This window comes from Microcystis aeruginosa NIES-2549, assembly GCF_000981785.2.
GTDB classification, from domain to species: Bacteria; Cyanobacteriota; Cyanobacteriia; order Cyanobacteriales; family Microcystaceae; genus Microcystis; species Microcystis aeruginosa_C.
Map to the genome: position 1 here is coordinate 270,053 of NZ_CP011304.1, position 17,227 is coordinate 287,279.

At 43.7% G+C, this 17,227-nt stretch carries 16 protein-coding genes and 1 tRNA gene; 6 read left to right on the top strand and 11 right to left on the bottom strand.

What is annotated here, in order from left to right; all coding sequences use genetic code 11:
* Positions 1–12: 12 nt before the first annotated feature.
* From myaer_RS01390 to myaer_RS01420, 7 genes are all read right to left on the bottom strand, one after another.
* On the bottom strand, positions 13–225 hold the full coding sequence (locus tag myaer_RS01390; protein WP_174236440.1) for a gamma-glutamyltransferase: 213 nt from the start codon (positions 223–225) through the stop codon (positions 13–15).
* Entirely contained in the window at positions 218–541 is a 324-nt protein-coding gene (locus myaer_RS01395) for a gamma-glutamyltransferase (RefSeq protein ID WP_235614793.1), read from the bottom strand. Before myaer_RS01395 ends, myaer_RS01390 begins: the two co-directional genes overlap by 8 nt.
* A gap of 48 nt (positions 542–589) precedes the next feature.
* On the bottom strand, positions 590–2,077 hold the full coding sequence (locus tag myaer_RS01400) for an HsdM family class I SAM-dependent methyltransferase (protein ID WP_046660646.1): 1,488 nt from the start codon (positions 2,075–2,077) through the stop codon (positions 590–592).
* A gap of 368 nt (positions 2,078–2,445) precedes the next feature.
* A complete protein-coding gene (locus tag myaer_RS01405; RefSeq protein ID WP_046660647.1) occupies positions 2,446–2,844 on the bottom strand; it encodes a GxxExxY protein in 399 nt (132 codons plus the stop codon).
* A 392-nt stretch (positions 2,845–3,236) separates the two neighbouring features.
* Complete coding sequence (locus tag myaer_RS01410; RefSeq protein ID WP_046660648.1) at positions 3,237–4,748, bottom strand: restriction endonuclease subunit S; 1,512 nt, start codon at positions 4,746–4,748, stop codon at positions 3,237–3,239.
* A gap of 9 nt (positions 4,749–4,757) precedes the next feature.
* Positions 4,758–4,928, bottom strand: a complete 171-nt coding sequence (locus tag myaer_RS01415; RefSeq protein WP_071846397.1) for a type II toxin-antitoxin system HicB family antitoxin — start codon at positions 4,926–4,928, stop codon at positions 4,758–4,760.
* Between the two features lie 28 nt (positions 4,929–4,956).
* The gene (locus myaer_RS01420) at positions 4,957–7,704 is read right to left on the bottom strand and encodes a type I restriction-modification enzyme R subunit C-terminal domain-containing protein (RefSeq protein ID WP_046660649.1); all 2,748 of its coding nucleotides are present in this window, start codon (positions 7,702–7,704) and stop codon (positions 4,957–4,959) included.
* Positions 7,705–8,661: 957 nt separating this feature from the next.
* On the opposite strand from myaer_RS01420, the gene myaer_RS01425 reads away from it, so the two are divergent.
* Positions 8,662–9,042 carry a DUF1830 domain-containing protein gene (locus tag myaer_RS01425; RefSeq protein ID WP_046660650.1) on the top strand — a complete coding sequence of 127 codons (381 nt, stop codon included), beginning with the start codon at positions 8,662–8,664 and terminating at the stop codon, positions 9,040–9,042.
* An 8-nt stretch (positions 9,043–9,050) separates the two neighbouring features.
* Here the strand turns inward: myaer_RS01425 and myaer_RS01430 are convergent, their stop codons facing one another.
* Positions 9,051–11,678, bottom strand: coding sequence for a chloride channel protein (locus tag myaer_RS01430; protein ID WP_046660651.1), 2,628 nt, complete (start codon positions 11,676–11,678; stop codon positions 9,051–9,053).
* A 327-nt stretch (positions 11,679–12,005) separates the two neighbouring features.
* Between myaer_RS01430 and myaer_RS01435 the strand changes: the two genes are divergently transcribed.
* A complete protein-coding gene (locus myaer_RS01435; protein ID WP_046660652.1) occupies positions 12,006–12,509 on the top strand; it encodes a DUF3122 domain-containing protein in 504 nt (167 codons plus the stop codon).
* A gap of 135 nt (positions 12,510–12,644) precedes the next feature.
* On the opposite strand, the gene myaer_RS01440 is transcribed toward myaer_RS01435, so the two are convergent.
* Positions 12,645–13,031 (bottom strand): DUF4359 domain-containing protein, encoded by a 387-nt coding sequence (locus tag myaer_RS01440; RefSeq protein WP_046660653.1) that lies wholly within the window; start codon positions 13,029–13,031, stop codon positions 12,645–12,647.
* Positions 13,032–13,133: 102 nt separating this feature from the next.
* Between myaer_RS01440 and myaer_RS01445 the strand changes: the two genes are divergently transcribed.
* From myaer_RS01445 to prmC, 4 genes are all read left to right on the top strand, one after another.
* Positions 13,134–13,206: transfer RNA gene (locus tag myaer_RS01445), tRNA-His, on the top strand.
* Positions 13,207–13,478: 272 nt separating this feature from the next.
* A complete protein-coding gene (locus myaer_RS01450) occupies positions 13,479–13,913 on the top strand; it encodes a hypothetical protein (protein WP_046660654.1) in 435 nt (144 codons plus the stop codon).
* Between the two features lie 387 nt (positions 13,914–14,300).
* Positions 14,301–15,098 (top strand): Tic22 family protein, encoded by a 798-nt coding sequence (locus myaer_RS01455; RefSeq protein WP_046660655.1) that lies wholly within the window; start codon positions 14,301–14,303, stop codon positions 15,096–15,098.
* Positions 15,099–15,103: 5 nt separating this feature from the next.
* Positions 15,104–15,988: a peptide chain release factor N(5)-glutamine methyltransferase gene (gene prmC / locus myaer_RS01460; RefSeq protein WP_046660656.1), complete on the top strand. Its 885-nt coding sequence runs from the start codon at positions 15,104–15,106 to the stop codon at positions 15,986–15,988.
* Here the strand turns inward: prmC and myaer_RS01465 are convergent.
* Positions 15,985–16,521: a hypothetical protein gene (locus tag myaer_RS01465; RefSeq protein ID WP_046660657.1), complete on the bottom strand. Its 537-nt coding sequence runs from the start codon at positions 16,519–16,521 to the stop codon at positions 15,985–15,987. The genes prmC and myaer_RS01465 overlap by 4 nt on opposite strands.
* Positions 16,485–17,186: an orotidine-5'-phosphate decarboxylase gene (pyrF, locus tag myaer_RS01470; RefSeq protein ID WP_046660658.1), complete on the bottom strand. Its 702-nt coding sequence runs from the start codon at positions 17,184–17,186 to the stop codon at positions 16,485–16,487. Before pyrF ends, myaer_RS01465 begins: the two co-directional genes overlap by 37 nt.
* Positions 17,187–17,227 lie beyond the last annotated feature (41 nt).

The window sequence follows — 17,227 nt, forward strand, 5'->3', positions numbered from 1 at the left end:
AGTATCCCAAAGCTAACCCATCGGACCGAGGTTCGCAATTTGCCGGATAATTTGACCCTTGCCAAAATGGGAGGAATCTGCGATCGCTACCTGATGGACTCTGGGGGTTAATCCGGGGAGTAATTCGGGGGCTGCACCCCTTTCTAAAAGTACGCTGTTTCCCCGTAAAAATCGCCATCTAGGGGCATCAAGGGCGGTTTGAGGATTGAAATGATGGTCAACCATGTTTACCGCCATTTATCGGGGGCTTTGGGGTTGCATCGGCGCACCCATCAAAATTACCATCATCCCAACGGAGAAAACTGGGGATAATCAGATGAAAAGGGCGTTTAGCGGGGTTAATGGGGTTAGGATGACCGAATTCGAGGCTAAAACCACTAGCACGGTTAGGCAGGGCGATTCCCGTCTGGGGGACTAAAATAGCAATGGCAAAACCATCAAAATTGGATTGAAACTTTACAATACCAGAAAATCTCGATCGCCCGTGGCCAGATAGACGGTTCCCTTCTGGGGTTTTTGATAGAATTAATGGTGCGAACAAGTGTATTAGTCTAGAATTTCTCACCTTCCCCGATGGAAGTTGGAAGCATTAAGTCTCGGTGACTTCTAAACTGTCCACAATTGTCCGAAAGCTTTCTAATCCAGCTTCGAGGTTTTCCATAATCTCCAAAGCCAGCACATCGGGGTCAGGCAGGTTGTCAAGGTCGGTTAAACTTTTATCTTTGAGCCAAAATATATCGAGGCTGGTTTTATCCCTGGCGATAATCTCATTATATGTGAATTTTCGCCAACGTCCTTCGGGATTCTGTTCTGAATAGGTTTCGCTGCGTTGATGACGATTTTGGGGATGATAGCAGGTGATGAAGTCCTGTAAATCGGCGGGTTTTAAGGGGTTTTTCTTGAGGGTAAAGTGAATATTGGTGCGAAAGTCATAAAACCAGATGGCTTTTGTCCAAGGGTCTTTAGCGGCGGGTTTATTATCAAAAAAGATGACGTTGGCTTTCACTCCCTGTTTATAAAATACGCCGGTGGGTAATCTGAGGATAGTATGCAGGTCGGTGGTTGATAATAGTTGTTTGCGGACGGTTTCCCCGGCGCCACCCTCGAAAAGGACGTTATCGGGGACAACGACGGCAGCTTGTCCTCTGCTTTTGAGCATGGAACGAATATGCTGGACGAAGTTGAGTTGTTTATTAGAAGTGGTTGCCCAAAAATCCTGACGATTATAGGTTAAGTCTTCTCGGTCCTGTTCCCCGTCTTCATTGGTAAAAGTTAGGCTGCTTTTTTTGCCGAAAGGGGGATTAGCAAGGACATAATCGACGCTAAGGGGAGAAGGAGCAATCAGAGCATCGGTGGAGGCGATAAAGCATTGCTCATCGTTAATATCGCCGATATTATGCAGAAACATATTCATCAATGCCAGGCGTCTTGTATTGGCGACGATTTCATTACCGTGAAAGGTGCTTTTTTTGAGAAATTCTTTCTGTTCTCGGTCTAAGGGATAATTTTTGACCAAAAAGTTATAGGCTGCCAGAAAAAAGCCGCCGGTTCCACAGGCAGGGTCAGCAATAGTTGCCATGGGTTGGGGACGCAAGCATTCTACCATGGCCCAAATCAAGGGCCGGGGGGTGAAGTATTGGCCGGCGCCGCTTTTGGTGTCTTCGGCGTTTTTTTCTAGAAGTCCTTCGTATATGTCGCCTTTGACATCCGTTTCCATCATCACCCAGTTTTCTTCATCTATCATGGTGATGATTTTGAGCAGTTTGGCAGGGTCTTGGATTTTGTTTTGAGCTTTGGTGAAGATTTGCCCTAATAAGCCTTTTTTTTGCGCCAATTCGCGTAATATGCCGAGGTAATGAGCTTCGAGGTCGGCCCCTCGTTTGCTGCGCAGACTTTGCCAGTCGTATTCAAAGGGGATGCCGATTTTGCGATTATAGGGCGGTTTGGCGTATTCATCAGCCATTTTCAGGAATAGGAGGTAGGTGAGTTGTTCAAGGTAGTCCCCATAACTGACCCCATCATCCCGCAGGGTGTTACAAAAACTCCAAACTTTTGACACAATTGAGGCGGTATTCATAACTATAATTTGTTTAATTTTTTGATGGATTATGATTAGATTCGGCTGCTAGTATCAGAATTTTTGATGATTCTATCATTTTATTCATTCTCTGTACTGTGATTTATGTGATTTTTTGATTGGCTATGATTAGACTTTACTACGGGTCACATAATTTTTCTAACCACCCGTACTGTGATTTGTGTGATTTTTTGATTGGCTATGATTAGACTTTACTACGGGTCACATAATTTTTCTAACCACCCGTACTGTGATTTATGTGATTTTTTGATTGGCTATGATTAGATTTTACTACAAGTATCAGATTTTTTGACCACTTTATCACCCCATCAATCCCTCAATCATAGTCCTCATTTAATCATTCCTAATCATAGTTTTGGTTTTGGTTTCATGACTCGTTTAAATTCTAAGCTTCTTGAGCCAAAGTTAATTAGTAAACCGATGGGAAGTCTATAAATTTCTATATAATTAATGGCTTGTGCGAGGTGAACATCTTCAAGTTTAATGACGGCTTTGATTTCTACCATTATCCTTCCTTCTACAAAAAAATCAACTCGTCTTGTGCCGATATGTGTTCCTTTATAAATGATATTCATTTCGTGTTCTTGACTAAAGGAAAGTCCTTGATATGTCATTTCTATGGCTAAGGCGCGTTGATAGATTTTTTCCTGAAAGCCGTTTCCTAGTATGCGGTGTACTTCCATGGCACAACCAATTATTTTACCCGTTAATTCGCTGTCTGGATATTGAGAAGAAACGTAACTCATGCTATTGACTTGATACGATTTTTTGATTGGCTATGATTAGATTTTACTACAAGTATCAGATTTTTTGACCACTTTATCACCCCATCAATCCGTACTGTGATTTATGTGATTTTTTGATTGGCTATGATTAGATTTTACTACGAATATCAAAAGTTTTTGAATTGAGCATCCCATCAATCCGTACTGTGATTTATGTGATTTTTTGATTGGCTATGATTAGATTTTACTACAAGTATCAGATTTTTTGACCACTTTATCACCCCATCAATCCGTACTGTGATTTATGTGATTTTTTGATTGGCTATGATTAGATTTTACTACGAATATCAAAAGTTTTTGAATTGAGCATCCCATCAATCCCTCAATCATAGTCCTCATTTAATCATTCCTAATCATAGTACGAGTTTCCCCTCAAAGGCCCGTTTTAAGATGCTTTGGCGCAATGCTTCTGCTTTGTCTAAGTTCTCGGTGAGTGTGGCTTCTAATTGGTCACATACTGATAATCTTGATTCGATTTCTTGCACGATTTGCGTTTGTTCTTGCATAGGAGCAATAGCAACAGTAATCAAGGAAAATTTATTCGCACTTAAATGGTTAATCCCTACACCAGATGCTACTTGGGAAAAAACACCATTACGATAATAGCTTAGAAAGAGATTAAGAAGATATTCACTTGATATACAAATAGGTCTGAGACGAATCACAGTGTTCTGAAAACAACAATTTTTAATTTGATTTTTCCACATTGCAGGTTTACCAACTTGTTCGGAACTTCCAGAAGCTTCAGACAAAATAATATCGCCATATTTTAATCTATATCTTTCCTGTTCTGATGGGGTAAATTCCATGTCCATAATATCATCTAGATTAAGACCTTTCTCTGTAATATTTGCAGCACGAATATACTTAGTTGGAAAGTCTTTTGAACGATTTTTAGGTGAACGTTGTCTTCCTAATTGTACCTCTCCAAGTTCTTCAACTTTCACCCACATCCAACCATTAGGTAAACTGGGTAAATTGCTTAATTCTTCTTTGGTGAGGGGAGGTAAATCTTTTGGCTGTTGGGGTTTGGTGGGTTTTTTGGTTTCCTTGCCGTTATTTTCCCATTCTTTAAGTGCTTGTTTCCAGTCCTCTAATTGTTGCTGATAATGGCGTTTTCTTTCAGCTTTAATCTGTTCTAATAGGGTATCGGCATCCTCTAGACTGTCTTGATGTGTGTTGCGCCATTTTTCGGTTAATTTGCCCTCAAATGCCCATTTTAACACTGCTTGACGGTAGGTTTTTAGTTGTTCTAGCGCTTTTTTAAGGTATGCAACCCCGTTATCTAATTCTGAGAATAATTCTTCAATTTTCTCGACAATTCGATGTTGTTCAGGTAGGGGAGCAATTGGAAATTGAATTTTAGCAAAGTTTTTCCTTGAAATTCTTTTTCTGGTAGAACCACTTTTATATTTATCGACCTCTAATCTAGTTTGAGGAGAATTTATCAAATATAGCAAGTATTGTGAATTAATTAAGTTGCTATTATTCCTAATAATACAAACATCTACAACTGTAACAAATTTTTTGATTCCACTTAAAGGGAAAATACAAGCACGTCCCAAAGGATCAGGAAGTCTTGCTACTAAAATATCTCCTTTTTGTAGATAAGTACAATTCAATTCAATAGATTTTTTAAAAGTTAAAAACCTATCTGATTGATCCTTAAAAAATCCATCTCCAATGTCAGCAAGCTGAATTAACCTTACTTCACCATTAGGATCCTGATCTTTTGACTCTACCCAATCACCATCACAGAATATACCATCATGACCGATCAATTCTTCAATAGCTGATTTAGTCCACCCCGGGGGTAAATCTGAATAATTTGAGTTGGCTAATTCCATCACATCTTGTAAGGTCATATTTACTCCTTAATTTGTAGGAAATAATTCCTCAATAACTGACAAATATTCAGTAATTGCGTCTTGAATGTTGCTTAACCCTTCTTTCTCTGTCTCTCCCTGGGACCAACAACCGGGCAACCCCCGACAACAGACGCTGCAGCTTTCTTCGGATTGATAGAGAATGATTTTATGTTTCATGATTTAGGAGTCCTTTTGATTTCGTATTTTATGCCACTAAAGCGGTGTTTAATTCCTCGATAATAGCCTCCATCTCATCGCCAAAAAGCTGATGGAGTTTACCGATTCCCCCCATACTATCAAAAGGGGTATAGTCCAAATCCTCTCGCTCTAAGGCAAAAGAACTGATAATATGTTCCTTGATTGCCCGTAGCCATTGCATCTGTTCTTGATTGAATTTTACTGATGCGCCCGCCTGTTTTTGAAAAACCCAAGTTTGAAAAGCTTTATCGATGCGTTTTTCATGGGGGGTTAAAACCTCATCTAAGCCAATAACACGCCGGATTAGGGCAATTAATGCCGTTAACTCACTGGTGGGATTGCTTGGCACCGCTTCTATCTGTTGATAGGCTGCCCATACTCTCACTGGCGCTAGGTTGGGGCGGTCTTTTTTGAGAATATCTAAGACCTCCTTGACCATTTTATAGGTGACGGGACGCTGTTGATAGGGCAGGTTATAGAGGATACGCAGGGCGGTGATTTCGTCCTTATTTGCCTCAATAAAGGCTTTAAAGTCATTTATTAGGGCTTGATTGTCTATCCGTTGCGCTTCACTCCATCCTGAGAATGTCACCCTATCCAGATTCTGAGTATCTATGTACTGTTCGTGTACTTTCCGCACATTCTCAAGGTAATGACTCAATTCCCCAGTCAAATAGCCGGCAGCTGCACGAGTAAGGGCTTTTTCCGCCGCTTTTAACTGTTCTGGGGTCGGATTTGTGGTTTGATAGGTTTCTTTAGCCCTATCCTCAATATTATCGGGGTCTGTGGCATTAAGCAGGGCTTTGGCCATATCTCCCAAAGTTGCCCCTCCGGTGATTTCTTTTATCTTTTCAGCTTCTTTTGGCGTGATTTGTCGTTCTAATCGCGCAAAACGACAGGCTAGGGAGATATAGGCATCGCTATCGTCTGTTCCCATCATAATGCCCATCATCAGGTCTTTTAAGGGGACACTGGATTTTCTTTCCAGGGGCCGGCTATCGGTTTTGGCTGATTGTTCCACACCGACAGCATCGATGATAATAAAGTGAGTTTTGGCAGAAAGGGCGGATTGAGAGACTTTTTTGAGACCATCATGGTCAAGGGTGCGTGTACCTCGTCCTTTCATCTGTTCGTAGTAGTTTCGAGATTTGACATCCCGCATAAAAATTAAACACTCAAGGGGTTGAATATCGGTTCCCGTGGCAATCATATCGACTGTAACGGTGATACGGGGATTAAAATAATTTCTGAACTGAGAAAGCACAGATTTCGGGTCTTCTGGCGATTTATAGGTAACTTTTTTGCAAAAATCGTTCCCTTCGCTAAATTCTTCCCGGACTATCTGAATAATATCGTCAGCATGGCTGTCATCCTTGGCAAAAATCAGGGTTTTCGGGACTTCTTGGCGATGGGGAAATAATTCTGGCAGTTTATCGCGAAAGGTGCGGATAATTTGGCGTATTTGGCTGGGATTGACCACATCTCGGTCAAGTTGCTTGCCGGTATAGACAATATCCTCATCCGGTTGTACCCAGCGTTTTTCACGGGTTAATTTTTCCCTTTTTTCGATGTATTCCCTGAGAATACGCCCGCCATTCTTGGTTATCTCCGTTTCAATAATATAGACTTGATAAACCACGTTTACGCCGTCCATTACCGCTTGTGTGTAGCTGTATTCACTAACCACATTTTCATGGAAAAAGGCAAATGTCCGCACGTCGGGAGTGGCGGTTAAACCAATCAGAAAAGCGTCGAAATATAATAAAACCTGTTGCCAAACGTTGTAAATCGAGCGATGACACTCATCGATGACGATAAAATCGAAGAATTCAAGAGGAACTTTCGGATTATAGACCACGGGGACGGGTTGTTTCCCTTGTACTAATTCATTCGGGTTGGTTTGTTCGGCAGCCTCATCGAGACTTTCGCCTTTAAGGATAGAATACAGTCTTTGAATGGTTGAGATGCAGACCTGAGCATCTTTGGCCAGATAACTGGAGGATAATCGCTGAACGTTGTAAAGTTCGGTAAATTTTCGGTTATCATCATTGGGAACAAAATTCCTAAACCCCCCTTCAGCTTGTTCTCCTAAGTTTTTGGTATCGACTAGAAATAACACCCGTTTGGCATCGGCAAACTTTAGGAGACGATAAATAGCGGTAATAGCGGTGAAGGTTTTGCCGCTTCCCGTGGCCATCTGCAGCAAGGCCCGGGGAAAATTTCGCTTAAAGGAGGCTTCTAAGTTGGTAATAGCTTTAATTTGACATTCTCTTAGTCCATTCGGGTCAAGGGGGGGAATATCTTGCAGTTTATCCCGCAAGCTTTTGGGTTTATCTTGCCATTCTTGCAGGGTTTCGGGTTGGTGAAAGGAAAAAACAAGACGGGAACGAGGTTTCGGGTCGCGGCGATTGGTAAAGCGCGTCAGCTTGCCTGTGCTTTCGTAAATAAAGTTAAGGGGCCGGTTATTGATATATTTCAGCCTACTATTAGCGTATTTGTTTGATTGTTCCTCCGCTACCGTTAAACAGAAGCCTTTTTCCTCTCGTTTGGCCTCAATAATACCGACGGGTTCTCTATCCACAAACAGGACATAATCAGCGAATCCGCCATCGGTTGGATATTCCCTGATAGCCACCCCTAAACTGGTATTGAAGTGGATTTCTTTTTTATCTTGGACAGACCATCCCGCTTGACGCAATTGTTCGTCAATCAGTTCACGCGATTGGTTTTCTGGGGTTTGATTGCTGGAAGGCATGGTTAGCAAATTTGGCGCGATAAGCTGACTAATTTAACAGCAAATGTCAATATTTATCTTTATCTAAGCAGATTTTAGAAAGTTTTTTTCTATCTTAATATTAATTATCAGTGGTCGGAGATAAGGTCTTAAGAAATGTCAATTATCGCTATTCTTACTGACCCTCAATAAATTAAAATCAGATCATAAATGCGATCGCTTGCTCAATTCTCGATGATTAATCTAGAGGCTAAAATCAGCAACTGAGACAATTAACCTTTTTCCAGCTACCGAGTTTAGGTGGTAAGCTGTTGACTATAGCATTTCTGATTCACACGAGGTACATTCTCGATCCTGAACAGCTTAATCAGCAAAGGTTTAACTGTGCCGCACAGATGCGAGAAACGCTATATCTAAATTACTCGTTAAGACTGTCTATGAGCAGGGAGCAGGGAGAGGCAGTTTGAGCATTTGTACTAAATTTTCAATACGCAGTTTAAATTCAGTGCAGCTTAGTCCGCTAAACGGTAGTGAACTTGACAATGTTGTTGATATTGTTACCGAACAGGGACTAAAAGATAGAATCAGAGAGCGCATACTTAGGGCTGGCTGAATAAATCTAAAAACCTTGTTGGGTAAGAATTTTAGACTTTTTGTCAATCAAAAAATACCAGATCTGGGAGTGAGCAGCGGGAAAATTCAGGTACTTTTTCCCTGAAAATTAGGATTGACCCTAAATAGCTGGGCAAAAAATCAAGAAAAACAGCAAAAAAGCGCAGTTACCCCCTTGACAAATAGCCAAAACTAGGCATTAGTTAAATTTAATTATTTTTTAATAAAAACCGCTTTCTATCACCAGAAAAAGCTATCGGTAGATTTTTATCAGAGTAATGTAATCATCTTTACAGCTATCGGGGATCAAAGGATGTTACGGTGAAGGAGCGATGACAAACCCACTTTAAGATCACCCCGATTGCTATGGCACAGATTCTCGATCCCCTCCCCAACGGCAAGAAAAATAGTATTCTTTGTTGCTATGTCAATGCGACCAATCATATTCAAATTGTTCGCATCACCAATATTGCTAACTGGTATTTTGAAAGGGTGGTTTTCCCCGGGCAGCGTTTAGTATTTGAGACCCTAGCGGATGCTTTCTTAGAGATTCATACCGGGATGATGGCCAGTGCCATCCTTTCCGATAATATCCCCTGTGAACGCCTTTATATCAGCGATGGGGATGACGATGACTCCGACGGTCAACTGGACAGGGAAGTATTTTATCCCCATTCCCTAGAGGAAAGTCAAGGGGCGAAAATTGACAATACCGTACCCTTCGGTTTAACTTTAGCTTCCGCCTAGCTAATAACCTACTCCGATAATTCCCCTCGCACGAGAATGACAGTGCAGTTAACGGCACGGGCAATCGTCGAGGGGATATTGCCATTTAAGAACTGATTGAGCAAACTTTCCCTAGATGCACCCAAAAGCACCAAAGAACAATCCTCCGATTCTACCAGATTAATTACCGCCTCGGCCGGAGAGGCCGAACGAATCGGTAAAGGCACAATCGGCTGTGCGATCGCTTTCTGTAAAGATGCTTGTAAAACTTCCAAAATAGACAGATCTGGCAGTAACTCCGTCGGAGAATAGATTTTACATAACCAAAGTTTGGGATGATCCGAAGACTCGGACAAAGACAGCAAACTAGGCAATAATGCTAAGGCGCGTTGAGCATTGGGACCGCCGGCAGTGGGAATCAGCCAAATCCTTTCCCGATTAGGATCGTTGGGAAAACAATCCTTTGTCCCCAATTTTACCAAGATGGTTTCACAGGGAGCCTCAGCGATCAAAGTATCGACTGAAAACCCAAAAATCGCCCCAGTAGTCGATCTTTCCCCCGTCCAACCCATAATTAATAAATTGCTGTGTCGTTCGCGAATCGTGGCTAAAATCCCGTCGGCGATATCCTGAGCCACCGAAATTTGTGTATGAACAGAGATATTCTGCTGTCGGGCTAATCTTTCTAGACGATGAAGTAATTTGCGTCCTTCCCGCGTATCTACCCTGACTTCCGCCGGAGAACTAAGACGAGGCACAGTAATCACATACAGACAATCTATCTCATAATTGCGTTCACGGGCGATTGCAACAGCAATTTTAAACAAAGCGGTAGCGGTGTCGGGATTGGCAATGGGTAATAAAATCCGGCCTATTCCCACAGCCGGGGAACGAGTTTGATAAACCACATAGGAAGGGGTACTGCGTTGGGGCAGTTGACAAACCCCCCCTAATTGATCAGCTTCCACCCGGATAATATCGGTGCGGGTGATGATCCCCACCAGTTTTTGACCGTCGGTAACGGGTAAACGGGAAAGCTGATAGCGATTTAACAGAAATAAAACATCGGTTAACGCTGCCTGGGGGGCCACCGTAATCGGATTGGGAGTCATGATCTCCCGCAGGACGGTTTGACTGTTTTTTGATCGCCATTTATCCAGATCACTTTGGGTAAAAATCCCCAATAGTCGCCCCTGTTCCACCACGGGAAAACCGCGATGATGGGAACGGGACATAATTTTCACCACTTCCCCCAGGGGTAAATCTGCCGCCAGAATTTCCACCTGCGATTGCATCACATCTATAGCCGACAGATGGGCCAGCACATCATTAGCAGGGGTTTCCTCGTTGAGAATAATACCACTAGCGGAAAGCAAATGCTGATAGAGGGAACCGGGTAGAATGCTTTCGGCAGTGATATAAGAAACGGCACAGGTCAACATCAGGGGCAGCACAACATTAAAATTGTGATGCAGTTCAAAGACAATCACGATCGCCGTTACTGGAACCCTGACTACTCCCGTAAAAAAAGCCCCCATACCCGCTAAAGCATAACTAGGTTCGCTGCCGAAACCCATAATTTTCGTCTCGATTCCCCCCACCAGAAACCCCAAACAGGATCCCAACACCAAAGCGGGGGCGAGGAGTCCTCCAGGGGCGCCGGAACTGTAGGAGATCATCGTCAGGAAAAAATAGACCACAAAAGCGAGGGCGGTATTCTGCCAACTTAATTCCCCTGCCAGCAAAAATTCGCGTAAACCCGTATTATCTCGGAAAAAGTCGGGTAAAAAAGCCACTACCGTTCCCGATAAGCCACTGACCAGACCGATGCGCCAAGCTAAAGATAACCGCCAACGCCGCTGCATCTGGCTACAAAAAAGGATGCCTTGATTGAATAAAGCCCCCAATAAGCCCGCTAAAGCCCCTAAAAGGCAATAAATGGGTATTTCTTGGGCAGAGAAGCTAATATTGGCATATTCAGTGATGATCGAGGGGGTATTCTGCAGCATCATCGAAACCACGGCCCCGGTAAAGGAAGCCACGATCGCCGTTTCTAGGGTCATACTGGAAACATCGCGCATTAATTCCTCGATCACAAAGAGGACCCCGGCGATGGGAGTAGTAAAACCGGCCGCTAACCCCGCAGCTGCCCCGGCTGCGATCATCTGACGACGGTGATCGGGACTGGTGGGCAGCCAGACGCTTAATTGGGCCGCCAGGGCTGCCCCGATGTGTACCGTGGGGGCCCGACGACCAAGGGTTAAACCACCGCCAAGGATCAGGATCGCCCCGATCATTTTTACGACGGCAACGCGCCAAGACAGGGGCAAAGGATATTTAGCTAGGGCCGCTTTTACTTGGGGAATACCACCCCCGGCGGCTGCGGGGGAGAAGTGTTCCACAATCCAGCCGGCGCTGTAACCAAGCAGAAAACCGCCGAGGGGCAAAACTAGGAAAGGAGAGGAATTGGCTACTAGATGCACCCGCCAACCACCTAACCAACCGATGCCCAATTTCAGGATAATAGCGGCAAGGGCGGAGAGAATTCCGATTAAACAGGCGACCAGTAAAGCATAGCGACTATCGGTCGCGCTACGTCCGAAGTGTTGGGATTTAAACCACTGACGGAGGTTTTGGTGACGGGCAAAAAGTCCCATAATTATCAGGGAGAATCAAGGCAATGGCGGAGCGAGGATTTATTTCGGGTTGGCTGAATAAATCTAAAAACCTTGTGGGATAAGACTTTTAGACCTTTTTGAAATCCAAAAGTGCCGAGACCGGGAGTACTCAGGGGGAAAATTCCGGGACTTTTCCCCTGAAAATTAGGTAATTGACTACCTGAAAATCGGTAAAACCCTACACCCTACACCCTACACCCTACACCCTGCTCCCACCAACAAACTTTTTCAGCAAACCCTAATTATATTAATTTAGCTCAAGGGCCGAAGCTCCTATCACATTTTTTAGCTAATGTCAATAAAGTTATGAAACGATTTCTATTATTATTTTGTGTTCTCGTCAGTTTTTTGCTATTTATTAGCCTTCAAATCGATTTTTCCTTGTCCGCACTAGCTCTAACTCGACAACAGCTAGAAGGACCGGGGCAGCTGTTATATCAATCCCGTCATAGTTTGCGCGATGATGTCGGTAGTCCTTGGCAGGTGGTGTTATTTAAACGAGTTAAAGATGGGGAAACGGTAGAAATTAGTTTGCGCTTGGTGGGATTTCCAGAGGGGATTGAGTTTCTTCACCCAGAAAGATTAACGATAACCACTGCTAAAGGGCAAATTTTAGCGGCTGAGGATGCTTTTGCCCAAGAATCACCCGCAGCTAACGTTGGTCAATACAAGATGCGGGATATCTTAGCACAGCTACCCGTTACCGAAGCGATCGAGCTTTCCCTACCCCTAGACAATCCCCGCTCTCTCAGTATCCCGATTCCTGTACTTTTGGAATGGCAAAGTCTGCTTTTTTCCGTAAATGTTTGACTTTTTGGGTTAGGGTGAAAAATTGAGAATCACCTTGGGGCTGTTTGGTACTTTATCTGACTACAATGCCCAATTAGCAAAAGTTTCAGCTATCACCACTACAATACAATCAGTACCAAAATTCTAATTGTCTGACTACAGTTCTAAAGCTTCGTAGATGTATAATTTGTTCAAAAAACCGACGGTGCTGAAGTGATAACTAGGTAAAGGGGGAGGGAACGATAATTCCGTTTGATAAACGCTGAAAATGAGAAAATTCTTTCTAGATGTGTTAGTGGCGATCGCTTCTTGTAAAAAAGGATGACCCGTATCCACCAACATTTTACAGTAACCCCGCAAGAGAGCCTGCACCTCGATGGAAGCTTGCGCCCGAGCGCAGACATTATCCTTAAGATAGCTAGTTAACGTCTGGGAGGCGTATTGTTCGTAATCTTGACGATTGGGGTTAGTTGTCAGCAATATCCCCGCAATTCCCCCTAAAACCACTCCTAACACCATTCCCCCTAACCGCGCCAATTTCATAAGCTCTCAAATCATCACTCACTTACCCTAACGATAGCCCGAATTAGGATAAAAAACCTCTTGTCAACCATTCGTCTTGTGCTATACTTGGAAAGGTGTACGGCGAGCGTAGCCAAGTGGTTAAGGCAGTGGATTGTGGTTCCACCACTCGGGGGTTCGAGTCCCCTCGTTCGCCCTCTTTTCAAGACCCTCGATTTCAGGGTAGGCTAAATTCGCACTACATCAACATCATTTTTGTGGTAGTTCTGAGCGTCGTTTCTGACAGCAAAATAATATCTGGGGAGTTTAGAATTAGCATCTAATGGATCAGATAGTGATGCCATTCAGACTTAAATTGACCTTTTAAATACAGAAATTTTTTCTAGAATGTAGTGATTAGGAAAAATTTAAGAATATCTGCTCACCTAGCCCGGTCTTTTATATTAACCGATTAAGAGGATAATTACCGTGAAAACAGCGAAATATCCCGAAAAAATTGCCGCTCTCTGGACAACATTCCTCTTGGGAACCCTATTTCACACGCAACTAGGGTTAATGCCACTCTTCCATGGTCAATCGATCATCGAGAGTAATCAAACCAGCAATCTCGATCCGATTTTCTGGGGAATGTTACTCTTTTTTTTGCTGCCAATGTTAGCGATTATCGGGGTCAATTTTAGTGAAAGTCGTTCCTTGAGAAAAACCCATTTCTGGCTAACAATTGTCTATTCTATCTTAAATTTAGCCCATCTGATCGCCGATCTTCTGGTCAGACCGATTGCCTGGTATCAAATCGCTCTCATGGCAATTTTATTGATCATTGGACTGATTTTAAATCTAGTTTCCTATCAATGGCTGCGTTTAGCGATCGCCCATCCGCGCCATCTCTCGGAAAATCATTAGCAGCGCCAAGATCAAAGGGTAGCCGGTTGACTAACTGATCCACACAAGAGGATGCCTTTTGATCTTAAGTTGGTGCTTATTAAGGCAAAAGCAAGCTTAAACCGTAGCTAAAGCGATTTTTTTGAAAATATAGCTTAAAAACTCTAATTAATTTTTATTATTCCCCAGATCAGCCCATAAATTGCCCCTATTTCCTGGCCGCTGCTGCGACCACATCTGACCAAGTATGGATCTTTTTAGCTATGATGGTTCAGAAGCAAGCCAATAAAGGGAACTTTCGCGGCTGGTTATTCATCAAAAAACTCCTGATCGGAGGAGTTAAGTAGACGATATAGTTCAGATTAACGGCAAATATTGGTTAATAGTAATAACGAGGTAATTATTTTGATGAAATCTCTCATTCGTTGGACGGCAACCCTTGGTTTAGTAGGAACGACAATGTTGACTTCGCTGCTGGGCAGCTACTCTAAAGCACTCGCTTTACCGGAAGAACAAATCGTCAAAACCTTGCAGTCTGTACCTGTCTTCGCTATTGCCGATGATCAAGGAGGTCCCCTAATTGTCGTAGAAAAAGAACAGAAATTCACGCCAGTTTTTATCAGTCAGCAGGACGCACAGAACTTTTTTGAACGACTGAAAAAAGAGAATCCTGAAGTAGCTAGTAAAGGTAAAGTTCAGCCTTTTTCCTTGGCAGATGTCTATAAAATGCAAGCCAGTCAAACCGAACAAAATCGTTTAATGATCTATTTTGTTCCCAAAGAGTCGGAAGTAGAATCGGCGAAAAAACTGCTCAGTGAAAGAGGTCAACAGTATCAAGGTGGTGTACCTTTATTTGTGCTGAAAGCGAGAAAAGAGGGTAGTTTTCTGATGATCAGGCCCGATAATCAGGATGTTATTCCTTTATTCTTTGAAAAAGCCACCGCTTTGCAAATGGTAGAACAATACAAAAAAGATAATCCCGCAGAAGCGGCCACGGTAAAAATTGATGTTGTTCCCCTAGAAACTGTCATCGCCAGCCTACAACAAAGCAACGATGAATTTTTTACTAAAATTATCCTCTTTCCTAGCCAAGAAATGCTTAATTTTATCCGAGCAAATATTAACCAAAATGCTCCCAACCAACCCCCGGCAAATCAGCCACGCCCTAATAATAATACCAATAATCCCCCCGCCCCCAATCGTTAAGCCTTGTGTCTGCTAGTATTTCCGGTCAAGAATTAAGTCAATGGCGCCAACAGGCGATCGCTGATTTAGCGCAAGCGCAAATATCGGCCAAGGAAGTGGATATCTTTCTGCAAGCAGTGACAGATTTAGATAATCTTTCCCTGCGCTTACAATCCTTTCGGGAACGAGAAAAAATCCCCTTGAGTTATTCTTGGTCGGAAATTACTGAACGCTGGCAAAAACGCCTGCAATCAAGGGTTCCCTTGCAGTATTTGCTCGAATCGGTGGTCTGGCGTAACTTTACCCTGAAAGTCTCCCCGGGGGTCTTAATTCCTCGTCCCGAAACCGAGTTATTAATCGATATCGTTGGAGAAACCGTCAGAGGAGACGAGGGGGGAATCTGGGTAGATCTGGGAACCGGTAGCGGTGCGATCGCTATTGGTTTAGCTAGTATCTTGACAAAAGCAGCAATATATGCTACTGATTACAGTCAAACGGCTTTAGCGATCGCCAAAGAGAATATCATCAAGACGGGTTTTGCCGACAGAATTATCTTAAAACAGGGTTCTTGGTGGACACCCCTAGAGAAGTGGAAGGGACAGATTAGCGGTATGCTGTCCAATCCTCCCTATATTCCCAGTGCAGAAATCCTCGACTTACAAATTGAAGTGCGGGAACATGAACCCCGTTTGGCCCTCGATGGAGGTGAAGACGGATTGACCGCGCTGCGCTATCTAGTGGCCACTGCTCCCGATTATCTGCGATCGGGAGGCCTTTGGCTAGTGGAAATGAGAGCCGGTCAAGGGGAAAAAGTAGCGCAAATGCTGGAAAATCAGGGCAATTATCGACAAATTCAGATTATTAACGACCTAGCAGGTTTCGATCGCTTTGTTTTGGCCGAGCGAATTTAGCGCAATGTCCCCGCTTCGCAGTCCCGCAGCCAGAGACGCACCGCTTGGCCGATGGTGCCTTGGCTGGTTTCTAGGGGAGGTAAGGGGACTTGAGCGGGTTCAAGGGCAGCTAATTGACTGTAAACCGTCACTAATCGCCATCCTTCCCCAGTTTTAGTTAAAAATAACCAGTGATAATTCTGGAGGCTGACAGAGCGATTTTTGCTATACTGACGCTCTAAAGTCGTAAAAAAAACCTGTTGAGTGTCATCGGCAATTTGACCGGAATATTGACTAGCAGTTAAAGGTAGGGGTGCAAATTCGGGACGACCGGCAATAATCACAAAAACCGGTGTAGATAATTTTTGGTCGATTTGGGAACGGGTAATAACTCGATTAGCATAACCGGGTAAATCTGACAAGAGGCGATCGACTAAAAGATTTAAATCCTCCGGACAGCTAGAAAGAGGACGACTAACTGCTGGGAAGTTAATCCCGAAAATAACCAGTAATACAGCTAAATGTCGGCTAATTCTTGACAAATTTTTGCCCATGCTACCTTTGGCTCCTCGGCACCGGTGATCGGTCGTCCAATTACTAGATAATCAGCCCCAGCTTTAATCGCTTGGGACGGAGTCATCACCCGACTTTGATCCCCTTTACTTGACCAGGAGGGACGAACTCCGGGACAAACTAAGAGAAAATCCTCTCCACAGACGCGCCGCAATTGCGCCACTTCTTGGGGAGAACAAACCGCCCCATCAATTCCCGATTCTTTGCCCAATAATGCCAGATTTAAGGCATATTCCGATAGTTCTAGGGGAATTTTGAGGTCGAGGGCTAATTCGCGGGCGTTAAGGCTGGTTAAAACGGTGATAGCGAGAAGTTTTGGCGGCGATAGCAGGTCAGAGATTGCCTCCTTAGCCGCCCTCAGCGCTTGCCGTCCGGCCGTAGCGTGGAGGGTGAGTAAATCCACTTGATAGCGACTGGCGGAACGACAGGCCCCGGCGACCGTATTGGGAATATCATGAAATTTTAGGTCGAGAAAGCTCTTTTTTTGTCTTTCTTGCAGAATCCCTAGAATTTCTGCACCGCTACTGACAAATAATTCTAGTCCCACTTTCCAAAAATTGACTTCCGGCAACAGATCGAGCAATGCGATCGCTGATTCTAAATCCGGCACATCGAGAGGAACAATAATTCGGTCTGAGTTGGTCATATTGGGGCGATACAGTGGGGGTGTGGGGTGTGGGGTGTGGG